This is a genomic window from Nonomuraea roseola (assembly GCF_039535395.1).
GTDB lineage: Bacteria > Actinomycetota > Actinomycetes > Streptosporangiales > Streptosporangiaceae > Nonomuraea > Nonomuraea roseola.
This window is the reverse complement of the sequence record NZ_BAAAXC010000009.1, coordinates 103,929-119,592: the sequence shown is the minus strand read 5'-3', so window position 1 is coordinate 119,592 and position 15,664 is coordinate 103,929. Positions and strand designations below refer to the sequence as shown.

15 protein-coding genes are annotated in these 15,664 nt (G+C 69.5%); 8 read left to right on the top strand and 7 right to left on the bottom strand.

The window, feature by feature from the left end:
* Positions 1–41 precede the first annotated feature (41 nt).
* The 5 genes from ABFX55_RS09940 to ABFX55_RS09920 all read left to right on the top strand — a co-directional run bounded on the left by ABFX55_RS09940 (position 42) and on the right by ABFX55_RS09920 (position 5,585).
* On the top strand, positions 42–1,967 hold the full coding sequence (locus tag ABFX55_RS09940; RefSeq protein ID WP_346119768.1) for a fumarylacetoacetate hydrolase family protein: 1,926 nt from the start codon (positions 42–44) through the stop codon (positions 1,965–1,967).
* On the top strand, positions 1,964–2,539 hold the full coding sequence (locus ABFX55_RS09935; RefSeq protein ID WP_346119766.1) for a DUF2867 domain-containing protein: 576 nt from the start codon (positions 1,964–1,966) through the stop codon (positions 2,537–2,539). The genes ABFX55_RS09940 and ABFX55_RS09935 overlap by 4 nt, the downstream gene beginning before the upstream one ends.
* Positions 2,536–2,814, top strand: coding sequence for an antibiotic biosynthesis monooxygenase family protein (locus tag ABFX55_RS09930; RefSeq protein ID WP_346119764.1), 279 nt, complete (start codon positions 2,536–2,538; stop codon positions 2,812–2,814). Before ABFX55_RS09935 ends, ABFX55_RS09930 begins: the two co-directional genes overlap by 4 nt.
* A gap of 148 nt (positions 2,815–2,962) precedes the next feature.
* Positions 2,963–4,792: a glycoside hydrolase family 15 protein gene (locus tag ABFX55_RS09925; RefSeq protein ID WP_346119763.1), complete on the top strand. Its 1,830-nt coding sequence runs from the start codon at positions 2,963–2,965 to the stop codon at positions 4,790–4,792.
* 520 nt (positions 4,793–5,312) lie between these two features.
* Positions 5,313–5,585 carry a hypothetical protein gene (locus tag ABFX55_RS09920; RefSeq protein WP_346119761.1) on the top strand — a complete coding sequence of 91 codons (273 nt, stop codon included), beginning with the start codon at positions 5,313–5,315 and terminating at the stop codon, positions 5,583–5,585.
* A gap of 592 nt (positions 5,586–6,177) precedes the next feature.
* On the opposite strand, the gene ABFX55_RS09915 is transcribed toward ABFX55_RS09920, so the two are convergent.
* The 7 genes from ABFX55_RS09915 to ABFX55_RS09885 all read right to left on the bottom strand — a co-directional run bounded on the left by ABFX55_RS09915 (position 6,178) and on the right by ABFX55_RS09885 (position 11,310).
* Positions 6,178–6,585, bottom strand: a complete 408-nt coding sequence (locus tag ABFX55_RS09915) for a hypothetical protein (RefSeq protein WP_346119759.1) — start codon at positions 6,583–6,585, stop codon at positions 6,178–6,180.
* A gap of 296 nt (positions 6,586–6,881) precedes the next feature.
* The gene (locus ABFX55_RS09910; RefSeq protein ID WP_346120120.1) at positions 6,882–6,992 is read right to left on the bottom strand and encodes an NUDIX domain-containing protein; all 111 of its coding nucleotides are present in this window, start codon (positions 6,990–6,992) and stop codon (positions 6,882–6,884) included.
* Positions 6,993–7,650: 658 nt separating this feature from the next.
* A complete protein-coding gene (locus ABFX55_RS09905; RefSeq protein WP_346119758.1) occupies positions 7,651–7,896 on the bottom strand; it encodes a hypothetical protein in 246 nt (81 codons plus the stop codon).
* 28 nt (positions 7,897–7,924) lie between these two features.
* Positions 7,925–8,356 (bottom strand): PIN domain-containing protein, encoded by a 432-nt coding sequence (locus ABFX55_RS09900; RefSeq protein WP_346119756.1) that lies wholly within the window; start codon positions 8,354–8,356, stop codon positions 7,925–7,927.
* Positions 8,349–8,618, bottom strand: a complete 270-nt coding sequence (locus ABFX55_RS09895) for a hypothetical protein (protein WP_346119754.1) — start codon at positions 8,616–8,618, stop codon at positions 8,349–8,351. Before ABFX55_RS09895 ends, ABFX55_RS09900 begins: the two co-directional genes overlap by 8 nt.
* A 142-nt stretch (positions 8,619–8,760) precedes the next feature.
* Positions 8,761–9,090 (bottom strand): hypothetical protein, encoded by a 330-nt coding sequence (locus tag ABFX55_RS09890; protein WP_346119752.1) that lies wholly within the window; start codon positions 9,088–9,090, stop codon positions 8,761–8,763.
* A gap of 69 nt (positions 9,091–9,159) precedes the next feature.
* Complete coding sequence (locus ABFX55_RS09885; protein WP_346119750.1) at positions 9,160–11,310, bottom strand: hypothetical protein; 2,151 nt, start codon at positions 11,308–11,310, stop codon at positions 9,160–9,162.
* 165 nt (positions 11,311–11,475) lie between these two features.
* Between ABFX55_RS09885 and ABFX55_RS09880 the strand changes: the two genes are divergently transcribed.
* Genes ABFX55_RS09880 through ABFX55_RS09870 form a run of 3 tightly spaced genes read left to right on the top strand, consistent with a single transcriptional unit; the run spans position 11,476 to position 15,554 of the window.
* A complete protein-coding gene (locus tag ABFX55_RS09880; protein WP_346119749.1) occupies positions 11,476–12,813 on the top strand; it encodes a purine-cytosine permease family protein in 1,338 nt (445 codons plus the stop codon).
* Positions 12,814–12,861: 48 nt separating this feature from the next.
* Entirely contained in the window at positions 12,862–14,439 is a 1,578-nt protein-coding gene (locus ABFX55_RS09875; protein ID WP_346119748.1) for a hydantoinase/oxoprolinase N-terminal domain-containing protein, read from the top strand.
* A 5-nt stretch (positions 14,440–14,444) separates the two neighbouring features.
* Positions 14,445–15,554 carry an S-methyl thiohydantoin desulfurase family protein gene (locus tag ABFX55_RS09870; protein WP_346120119.1) on the top strand — a complete coding sequence of 370 codons (1,110 nt, stop codon included), beginning with the start codon at positions 14,445–14,447 and terminating at the stop codon, positions 15,552–15,554.
* Positions 15,555–15,664 lie beyond the last annotated feature (110 nt).

Below are 15,664 nucleotides of genomic sequence, written 5' to 3'. Positions count from 1 at the left end.
CTAACAATCATAATCTATGTTGACCAACACAGGAGAGCGCCATGCGATTCGTGACCTATGGCAGCGATGACGGTGACCGTGCCGGCGTCCTCAACGGTGAGCTCGTCCACGCCCTGCCGCCCGGCACCACGCTGCTCCGGCTGCTCGGCCCCGAACTCCGGCAGGCGGGCGAGCGGGCGCTCGCCGAGCCGGACGAGGTCGTGGCGCTGGCCGACGTCAGGCTGAAGGCCCCCATCCCCAGACCCCCGTCCATCCGGGACTGCCTGTGCTTCCTCGACCACATGCGCGGCTGCCTGAAGGCCACCGGGGCGTCAGGAGTCCTGGAGCCGACCTGGTACCAGATCCCGGCCTTCTACTTCGCCAACCCCGCCACCGTCGTCGGGCCCCACGACGACGTGCCCATCTCCCCCGGCAGCGCCTGGTTCGACTTCGAGCTGGAGATCGGCGCGGTGATCGGCGCCGCGGGGCGCGACCTGACCCCTGAGCAGGCGGTGGAGCACATCGCCGGCTACACCCTGATGTGCGACTGGAGCGCCCGCGACCTGCAGGGCCTGGAGAGCCAGCTCAAGATCGGCCAGGCCAAGGGCAAGGACGGGGCGACCACGCTCGGACCGTGGCTGGTCACCCCCGACGAACTGCCCTTCGGCCCGGACGGCAGGCTCGCCCTCCACGTACGTGCCGAGGTCAACGGCGCCCTCGTCGGGCAGGGCAACACCGACGCGATGGACTGGTCCTTCGGCGAGGTCGTCTCCTACGCCTCCAGGGGCGTCGAACTCCAGCCGGGAGACGTCTTCGGCTCCGGTACCGTGCCCGGCTGCTGCCTGATCGAGCATCTCGACTTCGGCGACCTGGCCGCTTTCCAGGGCTGGCTCAAGGACGGCGACGTGGTGCGACTGAGCGCCGAGGGGCTGGGCGAGGTGCGTCAGACCGTGCGGGCGAGCGCCGCTCCGCACCCGCTGGCCCCCAGAGCCGACCCCGCCGCCGTGGTCAGGCCGCCCCGCCGCAACCCGGCCCGCTCCGCCGCGCCGTACACCAGGGGCTTGCACCAGGTGGGAGCCGGCGTCTGGGCGTGGTTGCTGCCCGACGGCGGGTACGGCAGGAGCAACGCGGGGCTGGTCGCGGGCGACGGCGCGTCCCTGCTGGTCGACACGCTCTACGACCTGCCGCTCACCGCCGAGATGCTCTCCGGCATGCGGCCGATCACCGACCCGCACCCGCTGAGCCACGCCGTTCTCACCCACGCCAACGGCGACCACACCCATGGAGGCCAGCTGCTGCCCGGCTCGGTGCGCGTCGTCGCCGCCGAGGGGACCGCGCACGAGATGCGCACCGAGATGGCCCCGGAGCTGACGACGGCTCTGCAGGTGATGGACCTCGGGCCGGTGCTCACGCCGTACCTGCGCGACCGGTTCGGCGGCTTCGACTTCGGCGGCATCCGCCTGCGGGAGCCCGACCACACCTTCGACCGGCAGCTCACCCTCGACGTGGGCGGCCGCGAGGTGCGCCTGCTCAACCTCGGACCCGCCCACACCGAGGCCGACACGGTGGTGCACGTGCCTGACGCGGGCGTGCTCTTCGCCGGGGACCTGCTGTTCGTCGGATGCACGCCGATCGTGTGGAGCGGCCCCATCGCCAACTGGATCGCCGCCTGCGACACGATGATCGGTCTGGACGCCCCGACCGTCGTGCCAGGCCACGGGCCGGTGACCGATCCCGCCGGGATCCGCGCCGTGCGCGACTACCTCGCCCACGTCGTCGAGCAGGCGGACGCCGCCCTCGCCAAGGGCCTGGACCTGCGGGAGGCGATGTTCGCGGTCGACCTGGCCGAATACGCCGGCTGGCTGGACGCCGAGCGGGTCGTGGTCAACGTCTACCAGCGCTACAGGGAGATCCACCCCGGACAGCCCGAGATCGATAGGTTCGCCCTGTTCGCCCTGATGGCCGAATGGCAGGCCACCCGCTCATGAGACTCCCCGACACCGCCCACACCACACGCCCCTGGCGGATCCACACCCTGGCACCGGACTTCCGGCTCGAGGACGTATGGGAGCTGCCCACACCCGGCGGTCCCGGCGACCTGGCACGGCTCGTGCGTCAGATGTCCACCGGCGAGGGCCGCTTCTCCGGTGCCACCCGGGCCCTGTTCGCGTTGCGCTGGAAGCTCGGCGAGCTGTTCGGCTGGGACCGGCCCGAGACCCGCGTCGGCGCGCGGGTGGAGACACTGCGCAACCGGCTGCCCGCCGACCTGTGTGAAGGCCCTTCCGGGCCTGACCTCGCCGCCGTGCCGTTCACCTCGGTCTATCTGACCGACACCGAGTGGGCGGCGGAGATGGCCAACAAGACCGTGCACACCGTCATGCACATCGGCTGGGTGCCTGGCCCCTCCGGCGGCCACCACGGTCAGATGGCCGTGCTGGTCAAGCCGAACGGGCTGTTCGGCAGGGCCTACATGGCCGCGATCAGGCCCTTCCGCCACCTGGTCGTGGACCCGGCACTGGTTCGACTCATCGGACGCGGCTGGCAGAGGAGAGCATCATGAAGGTCGGAATGATCGCAAGCCACTATCCGCACGCCTCCCACAGGGAGGAGTTCATCGCACGGGTGCACCAGGTCGCCGAGGTCTTCCGGGGCGCACCGGGGTGCCTGTCGGCCGAATGCTGGCTGTCCGACGACGCGGTGATCTCGATCGTGCAGTGGGAGTCGGAGGAGGCGTGGGCCGCGTCGCTGGTCGCGGTGCAGGCGGCGGAGGTCGATCTGGCCTACGACGAGCGCGAGGTACGGCCCCGCGAGATCGTTCGCGTCGTGGCCGGCTGATCTTTGGTTGAGTGCGGGCCCGCGTCCTCCTTCTTCACGGCGGGCCCGCGAAACCCGGCCGAGTCTTGGCGAAGGCCAGACCCCGGCCAGCGGTTGGCTTACCTAGGCTTTTGGCCATCGGGCCATTCGTCACGGCGAGGAGGCCAAGGTGAGCACTGGAATGTCCGCGGATGTCTCGAACGCCCAGTACCTACCGATCGCCGACCACGGCTTGATCGGAGACCTGCGTACGACGGCGCTCGTGGGCGCGAACGGCACGATCGACTGGTACTGCTGTCCGAGATTCGACTCTCCCAGCGTCTTCGCCGCACTGCTGGACAGCGACAAGGGCGGCTCGTTCAAGCTGGCCGCCGAGGTGCGGGCGACGACGAAGCAGTTCTATTTTCCCGACACGAACGTCCTGATCACCCGGTTCTACGCCAACGACGGCGTAGGTGAGATCCAGGACTTCATGCCCATCGCCGATGAGTCGCCCGAGCCCGGCCGTCATCGGCTGATCCGGCGAGTGGCCTGCGTCCGCGGATCGCTCCCGTTCCGCGCGCGGGTGGCGCCGCGGTTCGACTACGGGACCCAGCCGCACACGCTCCGCCTGACACAGGGCCAGGCGGTCTTCGAGTCGCCCTCCCTCTCCCTCGCGCTGACCGCCACCGTGCCGATGGAAGCCGACGGCGTCGACATGTGGGCGGAGTTCAAACTCCATGAGGGCGAACATGCCGTTTTCGCTCTCGACCGGGTCGGCGACGGAGTAGCACCTCGTTCGTGCGCGATCGCCGAGGCCGAAGAGGAGTTCACCGCCACCGTGGCGTTCTGGCGCCGATGGCTGTCCGCGTCGCGCTACCGCGGCAGGTGGCGCGAGACGGTCCACCGCTCCGCGCTGGTCCTGAAGCTGCTCACCTACGCACCGACCGGCGGCATCGTGGCCGCGCCGACGACCAGCCTGCCGGAGGAGGTCGGCGGCGAGCGCAACTGGGACTACCGCTACGTGTGGGTCCGCGACGCCGCCTTCTGCGTGTACGCCCTGCTCAGGCTGGGCTTCACCCAGGAGGCCGAGGCGTTCATGCGCTTCCTGACGGCGAACGTGTGCACCTGCCCGCCCGGCGCCTCGGGCCCCCTGCAGATCATGTACGGCATCGACGGACGCAGCGACCTCCCCGAACGTCAGCTGGATCACCTCGAGGGCTACCAGGGCTCCTGGCCGGTCAGGGTCGGGAACGCCGCCGTCGGCCAACTGCAGCTCGACATCTACGGCGCGCTGATCGACGCCGTCTACCTCTACGACAAATGGGGCAAGCCGATCTCCAGCGGCGACTGGGACTACGTCAGCGGCCTCGTCGACTGGGTCTGCGACAACTGGGACCAGCCCGACGAAGGCATCTGGGAGACCCGCGGCGGACGCAAGGACTTCCTGTACTCCCGGCTCATGTGCTGGGTGGCAATCGAACGCGCCATCCGCATGGCCGGCCACCGCGGCCTGCCCGCCGACACGGCGAGGTGGCAGCGCACGCGCGACACGATCTACCGGCAGATCATGCAACGCGGCTGGTCGGCCGAGCACCAGGCGTTCGTGCAGTACCTCGGAGGCGACGTCCTCGACGCCTCGGTACTGATGATGCCGCTGGCGAAGTTCATCTCGCCCACCGACCCGAAGTGGCTGTCCACCCTCACGGCGCTCGGCGACCGCCTGGTGTCCGACTCGCTGGTCTACCGCTACGACCCCGCAGCGAGCCCGGACGGGCTCCGGGGCATGGAGGGCACGTTCTCGATCTGCTCGTTCTGGTACGTCGAAGCGCTCGCCCGCGCCGGACGGCTCGATGAGGCTCGCCTGGCCTTCGAGAAGATGCTCACCTACGCCAACCACGTCGGCCTCTTCGCCGAGGAGATCGGCCAGGCCGGTGAGCAGTGCGGCAACTTCCCGCAGGCATTCACCCACCTGGCCCTGATCAGCGCCGCCTTCAACCTGGACCGCGCCCTCGGCTAGACCGTTTCGTTCAGGACGAAGAGGCCGTGGGCCTGCCACCCCGACCCGGTAGTCGCAGGCGAGAAGGGGTTTCGGAGAGATCCGGGGCCTCCTTTCGTCCCCTGAAGGTCGATGGGGAGCCACCCCAGTCGGACTGTTCCTGGCCATCACCGGTCGCGACCCCGACGGCTATCTCGGAGAAGTCGCCCAGCCCCTCGTCATCCGCCGACGATGAAGATCCACCCCCACGAGAAGATCCAGCCCCCAAGCAGGGCCGTCTGAAGACAGCACCCCGTCAGCTGGGGTCGATCGAAAAGTTTGCAGATCACGGGAAGGGGTCAGGCGGCCGGCTCGACCACAGCGCCAGTCGATCTCTTTGAGCTCGGGGTTGACCGCCGAGGGTCCGGCGCGCCACCAGCTGGGGTCAGCCGCTGGTGGTGTCTGCTGGTTCGGCGGTGCAGGTGTCGGAGCGAGGCCGCCATTGGCGGTGTCGCCGCCGCCGTCTTGGACGACGATGGTGTCGTTGCCGAGGCTGCCACTCATGGCGTCGCCGCCGGAGGTGCCGGACAGGGTGTCGTTGCCGTTCTGCCCGGATGTGCGCGATCAGGAGCAGGTGGCCAGGACGATGGAGACGACGGTGCAGCTGGCTGAGGCGCTGTCGTTGGCCGGGTTGGGGTCGGCCGGGGCGCTGGTGGTGCGGGTTGCGGTGACGGTGACCTGGCCCAGCGACAGCAGCGACAGCGGCACCCTGAAGTCATTGCCCCCACGCTTACCGCTGATGGCTGTTCCGCTGTTCCGCAGCCGAACTACCTGACGTAACGCATATTGACACTAAGTAATCATGCCTGGTAGCGGCGTGGTTACTACCGGCTGGGTGACAGACCTCTAACTGATCTTCGGTGACCTCCACCCGCAAGGCCCCAGGCACGCGGTCTCTGACTGGGTGGCGGCCCACCCTTGCTACGGGAGTCCCGAGCCAACACGTCCGGCAAGCCGACTGACCAGGAGCGGCAGGGCTCAGCGCACGATCTCGCAGAGATTCTCCTCAATCCCCGAGCTCTGCCCATCCGTGAGCGGATCCAGGCCTCGAGCATCCCGACACCCTCTCTACCTGGCACGAACTCGCCCGGTGGACTGGGGGCGCGGGGGACGCGGCCACTGCCCGCGACCTGCTGCCCATCCATGAGCGAGTCCAGGGCCCCGAGCATCCCGCTACCTTGATTACCCGGCAGGAAGCCGAGGCGGGAGCGTCGCCGTGCCCTGACCCGAAATCGCCGCTTGAGCCATGGGCGGGCGCCACACGTACGCATACGGCGGCCGCGCAGCCGCCTGTGTCAACGTGCGGCAACCGGTGCAGAATATCGTCAACGCCGCCACGGGCGAGCCGAGCACGTCGGCCGCATCAATCAGCTCATTACCAGGTATGGCGGCTCCAGGTGGCCTTCCCACTCACGCATGAGGGCGTCCTCGACATCGTCTGGAGTGTCGCTGTACGGGCCGGGGTCGGCGTAGACGCGACGCAGACCGAGGTTATGCTCACCGTCGGCGGCGACCCTGGTCCACAGCGGACCACGCCAGTCGCACTCGCAGACCGCTCGCCAGCCGACCGCATCCCGGCCATCTAGTAGGCCTGCCGGTTCCTGATCCTCAAGGCCCCAGCGCACCACCACGGTGCCGCCGGCCTCCGAGCCCACCGAGATCCGTCCGTCAGGGAATTCAGTGGCCGCCCATCCCACGTGTGCATAGTCGAGGGTCTCCCAGCCCATGCCGCATCCTTCGATCGGAAGTCGGGCGATCCCGACAAGTGCCTTCATGATGTCAGAAGTGCCTGAGCGCGCCCGCTTCGTCGCGACACCGCCGCTGGTGTCGGTTTCACAGGCCGATGTTCGCCTTGGCTCCCATGTAGGAGCCGGCTCCGGGCCACCCGGGCCCGCGCCAGCTCGACGAAGTCGGGGGGCGAAGCCCAGTGAGGCCAGGTCGGCGAGCGGCACGAACCGTACGCCGCGGATCGGGCGGGTGTCGGCCCCCTCGGCGAACGCGCCCACGGTGCCGCCGACGCGGGGCCTCGAACGTCATATGAATCACGGGAGTGCCGTTGCCGGGCAGGTGGTCACACGTACAGCAGCCGGCCAACCTGCACGTCGACGCCCGTCTCTTCCCGAATCTCGCGGGCGAGCGCGTCCGCGAGACTCTCCTCCTCCTCGACCTTCCCACCTGGCAGCGTTCAGGAGCGGCCGGTGTCGGTGTCCTGGTCAAGCAGCAGGATGCGGTCATCCTCGACGAGGATGCCGGTGACTCTCACGTTCATCACGCGAGCACGGTGTCCCGCCGATTAGGTCCAGTTCGGTCGATCTTGGCGAACCAGCCCTCGGCGTCCGGTGCACCGCGTCGGACGCCACGAGCCTTCCTGGCAACCCTCTCCGGTCACGGCACCAGCTAGACCACGAGGGAGAAGCCCTCGGGCGGCGCGCCCTCGGCGACAGCATTCCCACCCGAACCTTGCCCTCTCGTATCTCGCGGGCCCGCCGGTACTCGGGGGAGTCGTACCACTTGCCCTGGACCTCGGTGTATCGCTTGCGTAGCCCGCCAAGCTTGCCGGCGTCGAACAGCGTGCCGCACGGTTGGCAAGCGTAGAAGCGGTCACCCGAGACCAAGCCGCGGTCTGCGCGTATCTGGGGATGGACGATCTCGAACTCGGCCACCTGGAAGTACATGACAGCGTCCACACCGGAGCAGAAATCACACGTGGGCCCTTGGCGGGCCAAGCCCACTTTGAGAATCTGGCCGTCTTCGGGGGACCTGCGAAGCGGCGTGTGTCGAACAGGTTGGGTTGATCGCTGGTCATGCTGGTCACCTGTCCTCTGACTGGATCGTTGGTCTCACTGAATGGCGGGGGGCTCATCACGAGGTTGGAGACTCTCCCGCGTCTGCTTCCTCGAGCGCCGCGGCGTGCCCTTCGGGCGGCTCACTCCTTCGCGTGAGGCGAGCTTGGCGAGCGCGTCCGCCGTGAGCCTGTACTCGGTGGCGATCTCGGCGACTGGCTGGTCGGAGGCGTAGGCCGCCATCACCTTCGCCAGCCACTCCTGGTAGACGGCTTCGGCGGAGGCCCGCTCCTCGGGCTTCATAGGCTGGGGTCCATCCTGGGTGCCCCTTCTACTCGTCCGGTTCGGCGATCTCGACGATGGTGAGCGGCTGAGCCAGGGCGCGTGAGGGGGCATCCCAGTGCGCGGCGTTCAGCGTCAAGATCGGGCAGATCGCGACATCCGCGATGGCCGCCACATGAGCGTCGTACGGGCCCAATCCAGTGACGGCCATCATGTCGGCGAGCTTCGCCGCCTGGTGAATGCCGTCGAGGGGGGCGACCGTAGTCCGCTCGAACGCCGCCAGGCCGGCCAGAAGCGGCTGAGCGTCCGGCAGGCCCTGGCTCTCCAGCAGCGCCCCGGCAGCGGCCAGGGAGGGGATGACAAGGGCTTGGCCCGCCCTGTCGAAGTCCTGCAAGAAGCCGATCAGGTCGGCGTCGCCGCGGGCGACGTCCACCAGGATCGTCGAGTCGAGAATGTGGGGGGTGGGGGAGAAATCACTCACCAGACGCCACCGGGAAGCCCTTGTCGGCGAGTTGCTGCTTGACGTGGGCCATAATGCGGGCCACGCGTTCGGTGTTGGCGTTTGCGGCTCGTTCGCGCAGCAGAGCCAGGGCTCGCTGATCGGCGATGCGCTTGGCTGCGATGGCGTCGTTGAACACGGCGGCGACGCTCGTCGCCTTGCCAGATTCCACGAGGTGCTCGGCATACTCGACCACATCGGGGTCGACGGTGATAGTGATCCGGGTCTTACGGTCTCCGCTCATACCCGGGATCATACCCATCTGAGTGGTGATCGTCCCGCACAACAGAAAGGGGTGTGACTTAGCGCTTTAGTTGGCGGATTAGCACTTCAGTTGGCATCGCTGCTGGGGGCTTTCGCAGGTAAATGACCAATTCTCCTGCCGGTCAATGTACGGCGTCGCCCTTGGCGGCGTCCACGATCTCCTGCACCTTGTGCTGGCCGAGTCCGGTGATCGCCATGACGCCCTTGCGGGTCACCAGAGACTTCTTCTCGGCGGCCTGTACCCCTTCGGGTGAGCCGCACGCGCGGACGATCGCGTCGTGCCAGCGCTGGGTGGGTGCGGCCATCGCCGCCTCGTAGTCGCGGCGCGCCTGCTCCTGCGCAGCGCGGAAGATTTCGGTCTCCTTGGCGAGCTCAGCTTCGGCGGCTGCCCGCTGCTCGGCGGGAGGCAGCCGTCCGGGATGCGGCCGGCGGGGCCGGGTCGGGCGTGTCATGAGCATCAAGCTAGCTCCTCGTATCGGCTTCATGTAGGACTATCTGGCGGTCGCGACGCCGTCCCCTGGTCAACGCGAGGTGGCCAGGGCTTCCTCCTCCGCCGCGTCGCCTTCGGCCGCGCGCAACGCCTCTCGAATGGTGTGGGCGTCGACCTGTACACAGGCGGCCAGCGTGGCGATGGTGGCGCCCGCACCACGGCACTTCAGCAGCACTCCATCACGTTCGCGGCGAACCGCGTCTTCGGCTTCGGCGTGGCGACGCCGGTCAGCCTCCAGCCGTTCGCACACCAGCCGCTGGCGATCCACCTCCCAGCGGGCCTCCCGCACCTGCTCGACCGCCGTACGCAACTCTTGGAGCGCCTGCCGTCCTTCTTCGAATGTCACCTGACGCCGTCGAGCCGACAGAGACCCGGCGGCTGTCGCGAGGTCCACGCCCGACCACGCTGCGATCTCCGCCATCGTGTAGCCCGAGGAGGCGCAGAGCTCGATGAGCCGGTTGCGCTGCGTGCGGCACGACGTCTCCGTCGCGATCGCCTGGCGGCGGAGCTCCTCCTGCTCGGCACGTCTTCGGCGGGCACTGGCCGTCTGCTCCCTGGCGGAGCGCCATCGCGCTGCCACCTCCCCCAGGCGGGCCAACAGCGGATCCGAGCCGTGGCGGCCGGGTGTGATCGGTCCGATCAGCGTATAGATCATGTTCTCGCTGACTCCGGCGTCCCTGGCAAGGTCGCGTACGGACATGCCGACCTGGTGGCAGGCCATGACGGCCTGATCGCGATCGGCCGCGATCTGCCGCTCGACGGCGGCGGCCTTGTCGAACACGTCGCTGACGAAGGCGACCAGCCGAAGGTCGGTCTCATGCTGGGCAGACAGCTCACGCCATTGCTCCGCCGTACGGGAAACCCGGTTGATGGCTTCCGGCGCGGACATGGGGGACTGCGGCGGCAGTTCGGTGGTGCGCCGGACCACGAGGTTGATCGCGTTACGGGTCATGCCTGTGGCCGCTGCGAGCTCCGTGATGCCGATCTTGCTGTCGCTGCGGCGGGAGGCGGCGATGAGCTGGTTGAGCTCGGCCCTGACCTGTTTGACCGTCTGCCTGCTCTGCGCCGTGACGGCCTCAGCCGCTTTGCGCAGCGCGCTACATCTCTCGCGGAGGGCCTGTGCCTGCCGGCGCCGCCGGACGGCGTCGAGGAGGGCCGAGCGCACCGGCCTGCCGAGAAGTGGCCTGTCCAGCGCGAGGGCCGAGCTCTCGTCGCAGACCATGTCGACGGCCGCTCTGAGTCGGGCGTGCACGGCCCTGTGCGCGGTCAGTGCCGACTGCCGCAGGGTCGTACGGACCCCGGCGTCTCGGGGTGCGGGCAGGTGCACCAGCGTCAGGCGGCTGCTGCGCCGACGGGCCGCAGCGGCCACCGCCCGCATCGAAGGCGCGATCAACGGGTCGGTGATCAGGAAGATCGGGCCCGTGCGGGTGGCGAGGACCCGGTCGAGGAATTCGCCGTGGACATCGTCCATGGCGTCGTCGGCAGGCAGCACGGCGAAAGAGCGCTGGGTTCCGTTGGTGCGGACGATCGACATCAGCTGGAGCTCGCCGGGCAACGGCATGATCTGCAGAAAGAACAGGGGCGCGGCCTGGGCCTCGGCGCGGGCACGGACACGACCGAATTCCTCCGCTAACCACTCCGGGACCTTCGCGCACTGTTCGGCGTAGGTGGGCAGGCCGCCGGCGGGCCACAGACCCAGCTGACGCAGCAGAGCCCGGAGGTGCTTGCCGGAGATGACGACCCTCGCCTGCTCGCGCAGGTAGCGGGCGACGAGTCTGCGGCTCCACAGGGGCCGGCCGAGCCCGAGCCTGCGGGGGTCGGCCAGGAGGGCCTCGCGCAGCACCCGCCGCGACTCGGGCAGCATCTTGTACGGCGTGCGGCCCCCGGGGCGAGCCTCAAGTTCGTGGTCGCCGGCCTTCCCACGCTCTCGCCACCGGTAGAGAGTGGCGCGTGCCAACCCGTACTCCGCGGCCAGATCGGCAGGGCGGCTGCCCTGGCGCATACGGGCCACGGCGTGGTGGCGGATCACCGCGAGGTGGTCGTGGCCGATGGCCCGGCCGTCGCCTCCGGCGGCGCGCAGGCGTTCGAGCGCATGCTGCAAGGCGTCGTGTGCCGTACTCACTTCGGCGTCCTTGTTCACCGTAGATCGTCTAGCACGGTTCGGATGTTCATGGCAACACAAGATCTCACCGAAGGTGGAGATCGCAGTCAGGTGCGCGGCCGCGACTGGACGAGGGACGCGTCGACCGACACTTCGTTGACACGCCTCTTCCCAATGATCGCCGGGGAATCTAGCGTCGCTGCCAACGCCTCAACGTTTCTGATCGACTCGTAGAAAGGGCATCGGATGTCTGATGCGGCGCTCACCACCGAGTTACCCGACGAGGGTCTCGCCCGCGACGACTACGCGCTCCAGCGGGTGCCGCAGTCGGCCCGCTACGGCTGGGTGACGGTCGCGATACAGCGCTTCGGCATGCTGAGCGCGCTCAGTCAGTTCCTGCTCGGCGCCACCCTCGGCATGGGAATGACGTTCTGGGACGCCGTGCTCGCCATCACGCTCGGCGCCGTCATCCTCGAGGTCGTCGCGATCGCCATCGGCATCGCGGGCATGCGCGAGGGCCTGTCGACGACCGTGCTGGCCAGGTGGGCAGGGTTCGGCAGGTACGGCGCGGGCATCGTCGGCATGGTCATCGCGATCTGCCTGCTCGGCTGGTTCGGCGTGCAGTCGGCCGTCCTGGCCCAGGGCCTCGCCTCGCTGCTGGGCGGTCCGCCCGTGTGGGTGTGGTCCATCATGGCCGGACTGGCCGTGACCGCGATCGTCGTGCACGGCTTCGCCGGCATGGCATGGACCGCGTGGATCACCGTCCCCGCCTTCCTCGCCCTGGCCGGATGGGCGATCACGGTCGAGCTGTCGAAGCAGTCGCTCGGCGCGCTGGTCGCCTCGGCGCCACCGGGTCCCGCCCTGAGCCTGGCCGAGGGCGCCACCATCGTCGCGGGCGGGTTCATCGTCGGCGCGGTCATCTCGCCCGACATGTGCCGGTGGAACCGCAGCGCCGCCGATGTGGTCAAGCAGACCGTGCTCGGCATCACGCTCGGCGAGTACGTCGTGGCCCTGGTCGGGGTTCTGCTCGCCCACGCGCTGCGCACCGGAGACGTGATCGCGATCGTCACCACGACCTCGGGCGTGGTGGGAACGATCGTCCTGATCACCGCCACCTTGAAGATCAACGACTGGAACCTCTACGCCGCCTCTCTCGGCATGACCAACACCCTGCACACCGCGTTCGGCAAGCGCACGAACAGGGCCGTCGTCACCGTCGCGCTCGGCGTGATCGGCACCGGCCTGGCCGCGGCGGGCATCCTCGACCACCTCATCGACTTCTTCGTCCTGCTCGGCGTCGCCATCCCGCCCGTCGCCGGCATCATGGTCGCCGAGTACTACGTCGTCCGCCGATGGCGACCGGCCCTCGACGCCTCACGAGCCTCCGGCGCACTCCCGGGCACGGCTCCCGGCTGGGCGCCCGCCGCACTCGTCATCTGGCTCGCCTCCGCGCTGATCGGCAGGTACGTCGCGTGGGGCATCCCCGCACTCAACGCCCTCGTGGTCGCCTTCGCCGCCTACGCGATCGCCGGCAGGCTGGGCCTGACCGGTGCGCCGCGTGACGAGAACGCTCGAGTGGCGTGACCCCGGGCCCATCTCTCTCCTCCTTCGACGCAGACAGGAGCACCACCCGTGCGTGTCGGGATTGACGTGGGCGGCACCCACACCGATGCCGTCCTGATGGCCGAGACCACAGTCGTGGCCGAGATCAAGACCGCTACCACCCTCGATGTGACCAGCGGCGTCGTCACCGCCCTGGAACGACTGCTGGCCACCTCCGGCGCCGAGCGGGGACACATCACCGCGGTGATGATCGGAACGACCCACTTCACCAACGCGCTGGTCACCGGCCGCCGCCTGGCCCGCACCGCGGTGGTACGGCTGGCGCTGCCCGCCACCGCCGCGCTACCGCCCCTTGTCGACTGGCCCGACCGGCTGATCAGGGCGATCGACCCCAGCATCCACATGTGCGACGGTGGCCACGAGTTCGACGGCCGGCCGATCTCCCCGCTGAAGCCGGACCAGCTCAAGCGCATCGCGGCCGAGCTGAGCGCGCACGAGATCGACACCGTGGCCATCAGCAGCGTCTTCTCCCCCGTCAACGCCGAGTTGGAGGAGCGGGCCGCCGACATCCTGCTCGCGGAGCTGCCACACCTGCACGTGAGCATGTCCCATCAGATCGGCAGGGTGGGGCTGCTGGAACGGGAGAACGCCACCGTCGTCAACGCGTGTCTGCGCGACCTGGCCGACGAGATCGTCGACGCCTTCGCCGAGGCCCTGCGGGCGGTCGGCATCCACGCACCGCTCTACCTGTCCCAGAACGACGGCACGCTCATGGACGCCGAGTACACCCGGCGCTACCCCGTCCGCACGTTCGCCTCGGGGCCGACCAACTCCATGCGCGGCGCGGCGTTCCTGGCCGACCTGGCCGACTGCGCCGTGGTCGACATCGGCGGCACCACCACCGACGTCGGCGTGCTGAGCGGCGGCTATCCTCGCCAGGCCACCGGCGAGGTCGACATCGGCGGTGTGCGCACCAACTTCCGCATGCCCGACGTGCTGTCGATCGGGCTCGGCGGCGGCAGCCGCGTCGCCACCACCCCGAGGTTGGACATCGGGCCCGACAGCGTCGGCTACGAGCTGACCGAACACGCCCTGGTCTTCGGCGGCCAGGTCCTCACCGCCACCGACCTCGCGGTCGCCGCCGGCATGGCCGACATCGGCGACCCCTCCCTCGTCCGCCACCTCAGCAAGGACCTGGTCAGGAACGGCGTGGCCTGGATGGCCGGCAGGGTGGGCGAGCTCGTCGACCAGATGCGCGTCTCCGCCCAGCCGCTGCCTGTCATCGTGGTCGGCGGCGGCAGCGTCCTGATGCCCGACCACCTGCCGGGCGTGCCTGCCGTCCACCGTCCGGCCCACCACGCGGTGGCCAACGCCATCGGCGCCGCGACCGGCCAGATCGGCGGCGACGTCGACCGGCTGTTCGCCATCACCGCCGCCCGCACCCGCGAGGACGTCCTCGACCAGGCCCGCGCCGAGGCCGTCGAGCGGGCGGTCTCCGCGGGGGCCGACCCTGACACGGTCGAAGTGGTCGACATCGACGAGGTGCACGTGGCCTACCTGCCGGGCAACGCCGTGCGCGTCCGCGTCAAAGCCGTCGGCGAGCTGCGCGTCGGCCACGCCGCGACCATCGAGGAGGTACAGGCGTGACAGGCATGAACCTGACCGTCGCCGCGCTGCGCGACCTGGCCGAGGGCGCCGCCGTCCTGGGCACGGGCGGCGGCGGCGACCCCTACATCGGCAGGCTGCTGGTCGAACGGCAGCTGCGCGAAGGCCGCAGGGTGACCATCATCCCGATCGACGAGCTGCCCGACGACGCGCTCGTGCTGCCGTCGGCGATGATGGGCGCGCCCACCGTCTTCGTCGAGCGGCCCCCCTCGGGCAGAGGCAACGTCGCGGCGCTGCGCGCCCTGGAAGAACACCTGGGCCGTACGGCGGCCGCCACCATGCCCATCGAGTGCGGCGGCCTCAACAGCATGATGCCGCTGCTGCTCGGCGCCCAGCTCGGACTGCCCGTCATCGACGCCGACGGCATGGGCAGGGCCTTCCCCGAGCTGCAGATGGAGACGTTCGCCGTGTACGGCGTGCCGGGCTCGCCCATGTCGATCGCCTCCGACCACGGCGACGTCGCCATCATCGACGCCCTCGACAACGTCCGCATGGAACGGCTGGCCCGCGTCATGACGGTCGAGATGGGCGGCGCCGCCTACATCTGCGACTACCCGATGGACGCGGCCACCGTCCGCCGCACCGCCGTACCCGGCACGCTGACACTGGGCATGCGGATCGGGGCGGCGCTGAGGACCGCCCGCGAGCGGCACGAGGACCCGTTCGACGCGCTCACCACGGCGCTGGCCGGCACCATCTACAGCCACGGCCTGGTCCTGTTCAGGGGGAAGGTCGTCGACATCGACCGCAGGACCGTCGACGGATTCGCCCGCGGCCACGTGACGCTGGCCGCCCTCGACGACCCCGGCGACCAGCTGCGGATCACCTTCCAGAACGAGCATCTCGTCGCCCGCCGCGACGGCGAGGTGGTCGCGATCGTCCCCGACCTGATCTGCACCCTCAACACCGACACCGGCGCGCCGGTGACCACGGAGGCGCTGGCCTTCGGTCAGCGGCTGACCGTCTACGCCATCTCCACCCCCGAGATCATGCGCACTCCCGGGGCGCTGGACTGCTTCGGCCCCGCCGCGTTCGGCCTCCCCGACCCCTACACCCCCGTCGAGCGGCTCGCCACCGGAACACAGGTCGGCGCCTGAATCCCTGGAAATCGTCCGTTACGGAGATCGTCTTCACCGCTGTCGACGACCCCGCCCCCGGAGCCACCCGCTGGGCTCCGGCGGCGGCGGTGAAACCGCCGCGGCCTGCC

Bases quoted from the DNA above. Each gene is read 5' to 3' on its own strand.
- ABFX55_RS09895 (WP_346119754.1), bottom strand. From the start codon at position 8,618: ATGAGCGGAGACCGTAAGACCCGGATCACTATCACCGTCGACCCCGAT.
- ABFX55_RS09940 (WP_346119768.1), top strand. From the start codon at position 42: ATGCGATTCGTGACCTATGGCAGCGATGACGGTGACCGTGCCGGCGTC.
- ABFX55_RS09880 (WP_346119749.1), top strand. From the start codon at position 11,476: ATGTCTGATGCGGCGCTCACCACCGAGTTACCCGACGAGGGTCTCGCC.
- ABFX55_RS09935 (WP_346119766.1), top strand. From the start codon at position 1,964: ATGAGACTCCCCGACACCGCCCACACCACACGCCCCTGGCGGATCCAC.
- ABFX55_RS09930 (WP_346119764.1), top strand. From the start codon at position 2,536: ATGAAGGTCGGAATGATCGCAAGCCACTATCCGCACGCCTCCCACAGG.
- ABFX55_RS09915 (WP_346119759.1), bottom strand. From the start codon at position 6,585: ATGAAGGCACTTGTCGGGATCGCCCGACTTCCGATCGAAGGATGCGGC.
- ABFX55_RS09905 (WP_346119758.1), bottom strand. From the start codon at position 7,896: ATGAAGCCCGAGGAGCGGGCCTCCGCCGAAGCCGTCTACCAGGAGTGG.
- ABFX55_RS09890 (WP_346119752.1), bottom strand. From the start codon at position 9,090: ATGACACGCCCGACCCGGCCCCGCCGGCCGCATCCCGGACGGCTGCCT.
- ABFX55_RS09920 (WP_346119761.1), top strand. From the start codon at position 5,313: ATGGCGTCGCCGCCGGAGGTGCCGGACAGGGTGTCGTTGCCGTTCTGC.
- ABFX55_RS09870 (WP_346120119.1), top strand. From the start codon at position 14,445: ATGAACCTGACCGTCGCCGCGCTGCGCGACCTGGCCGAGGGCGCCGCC.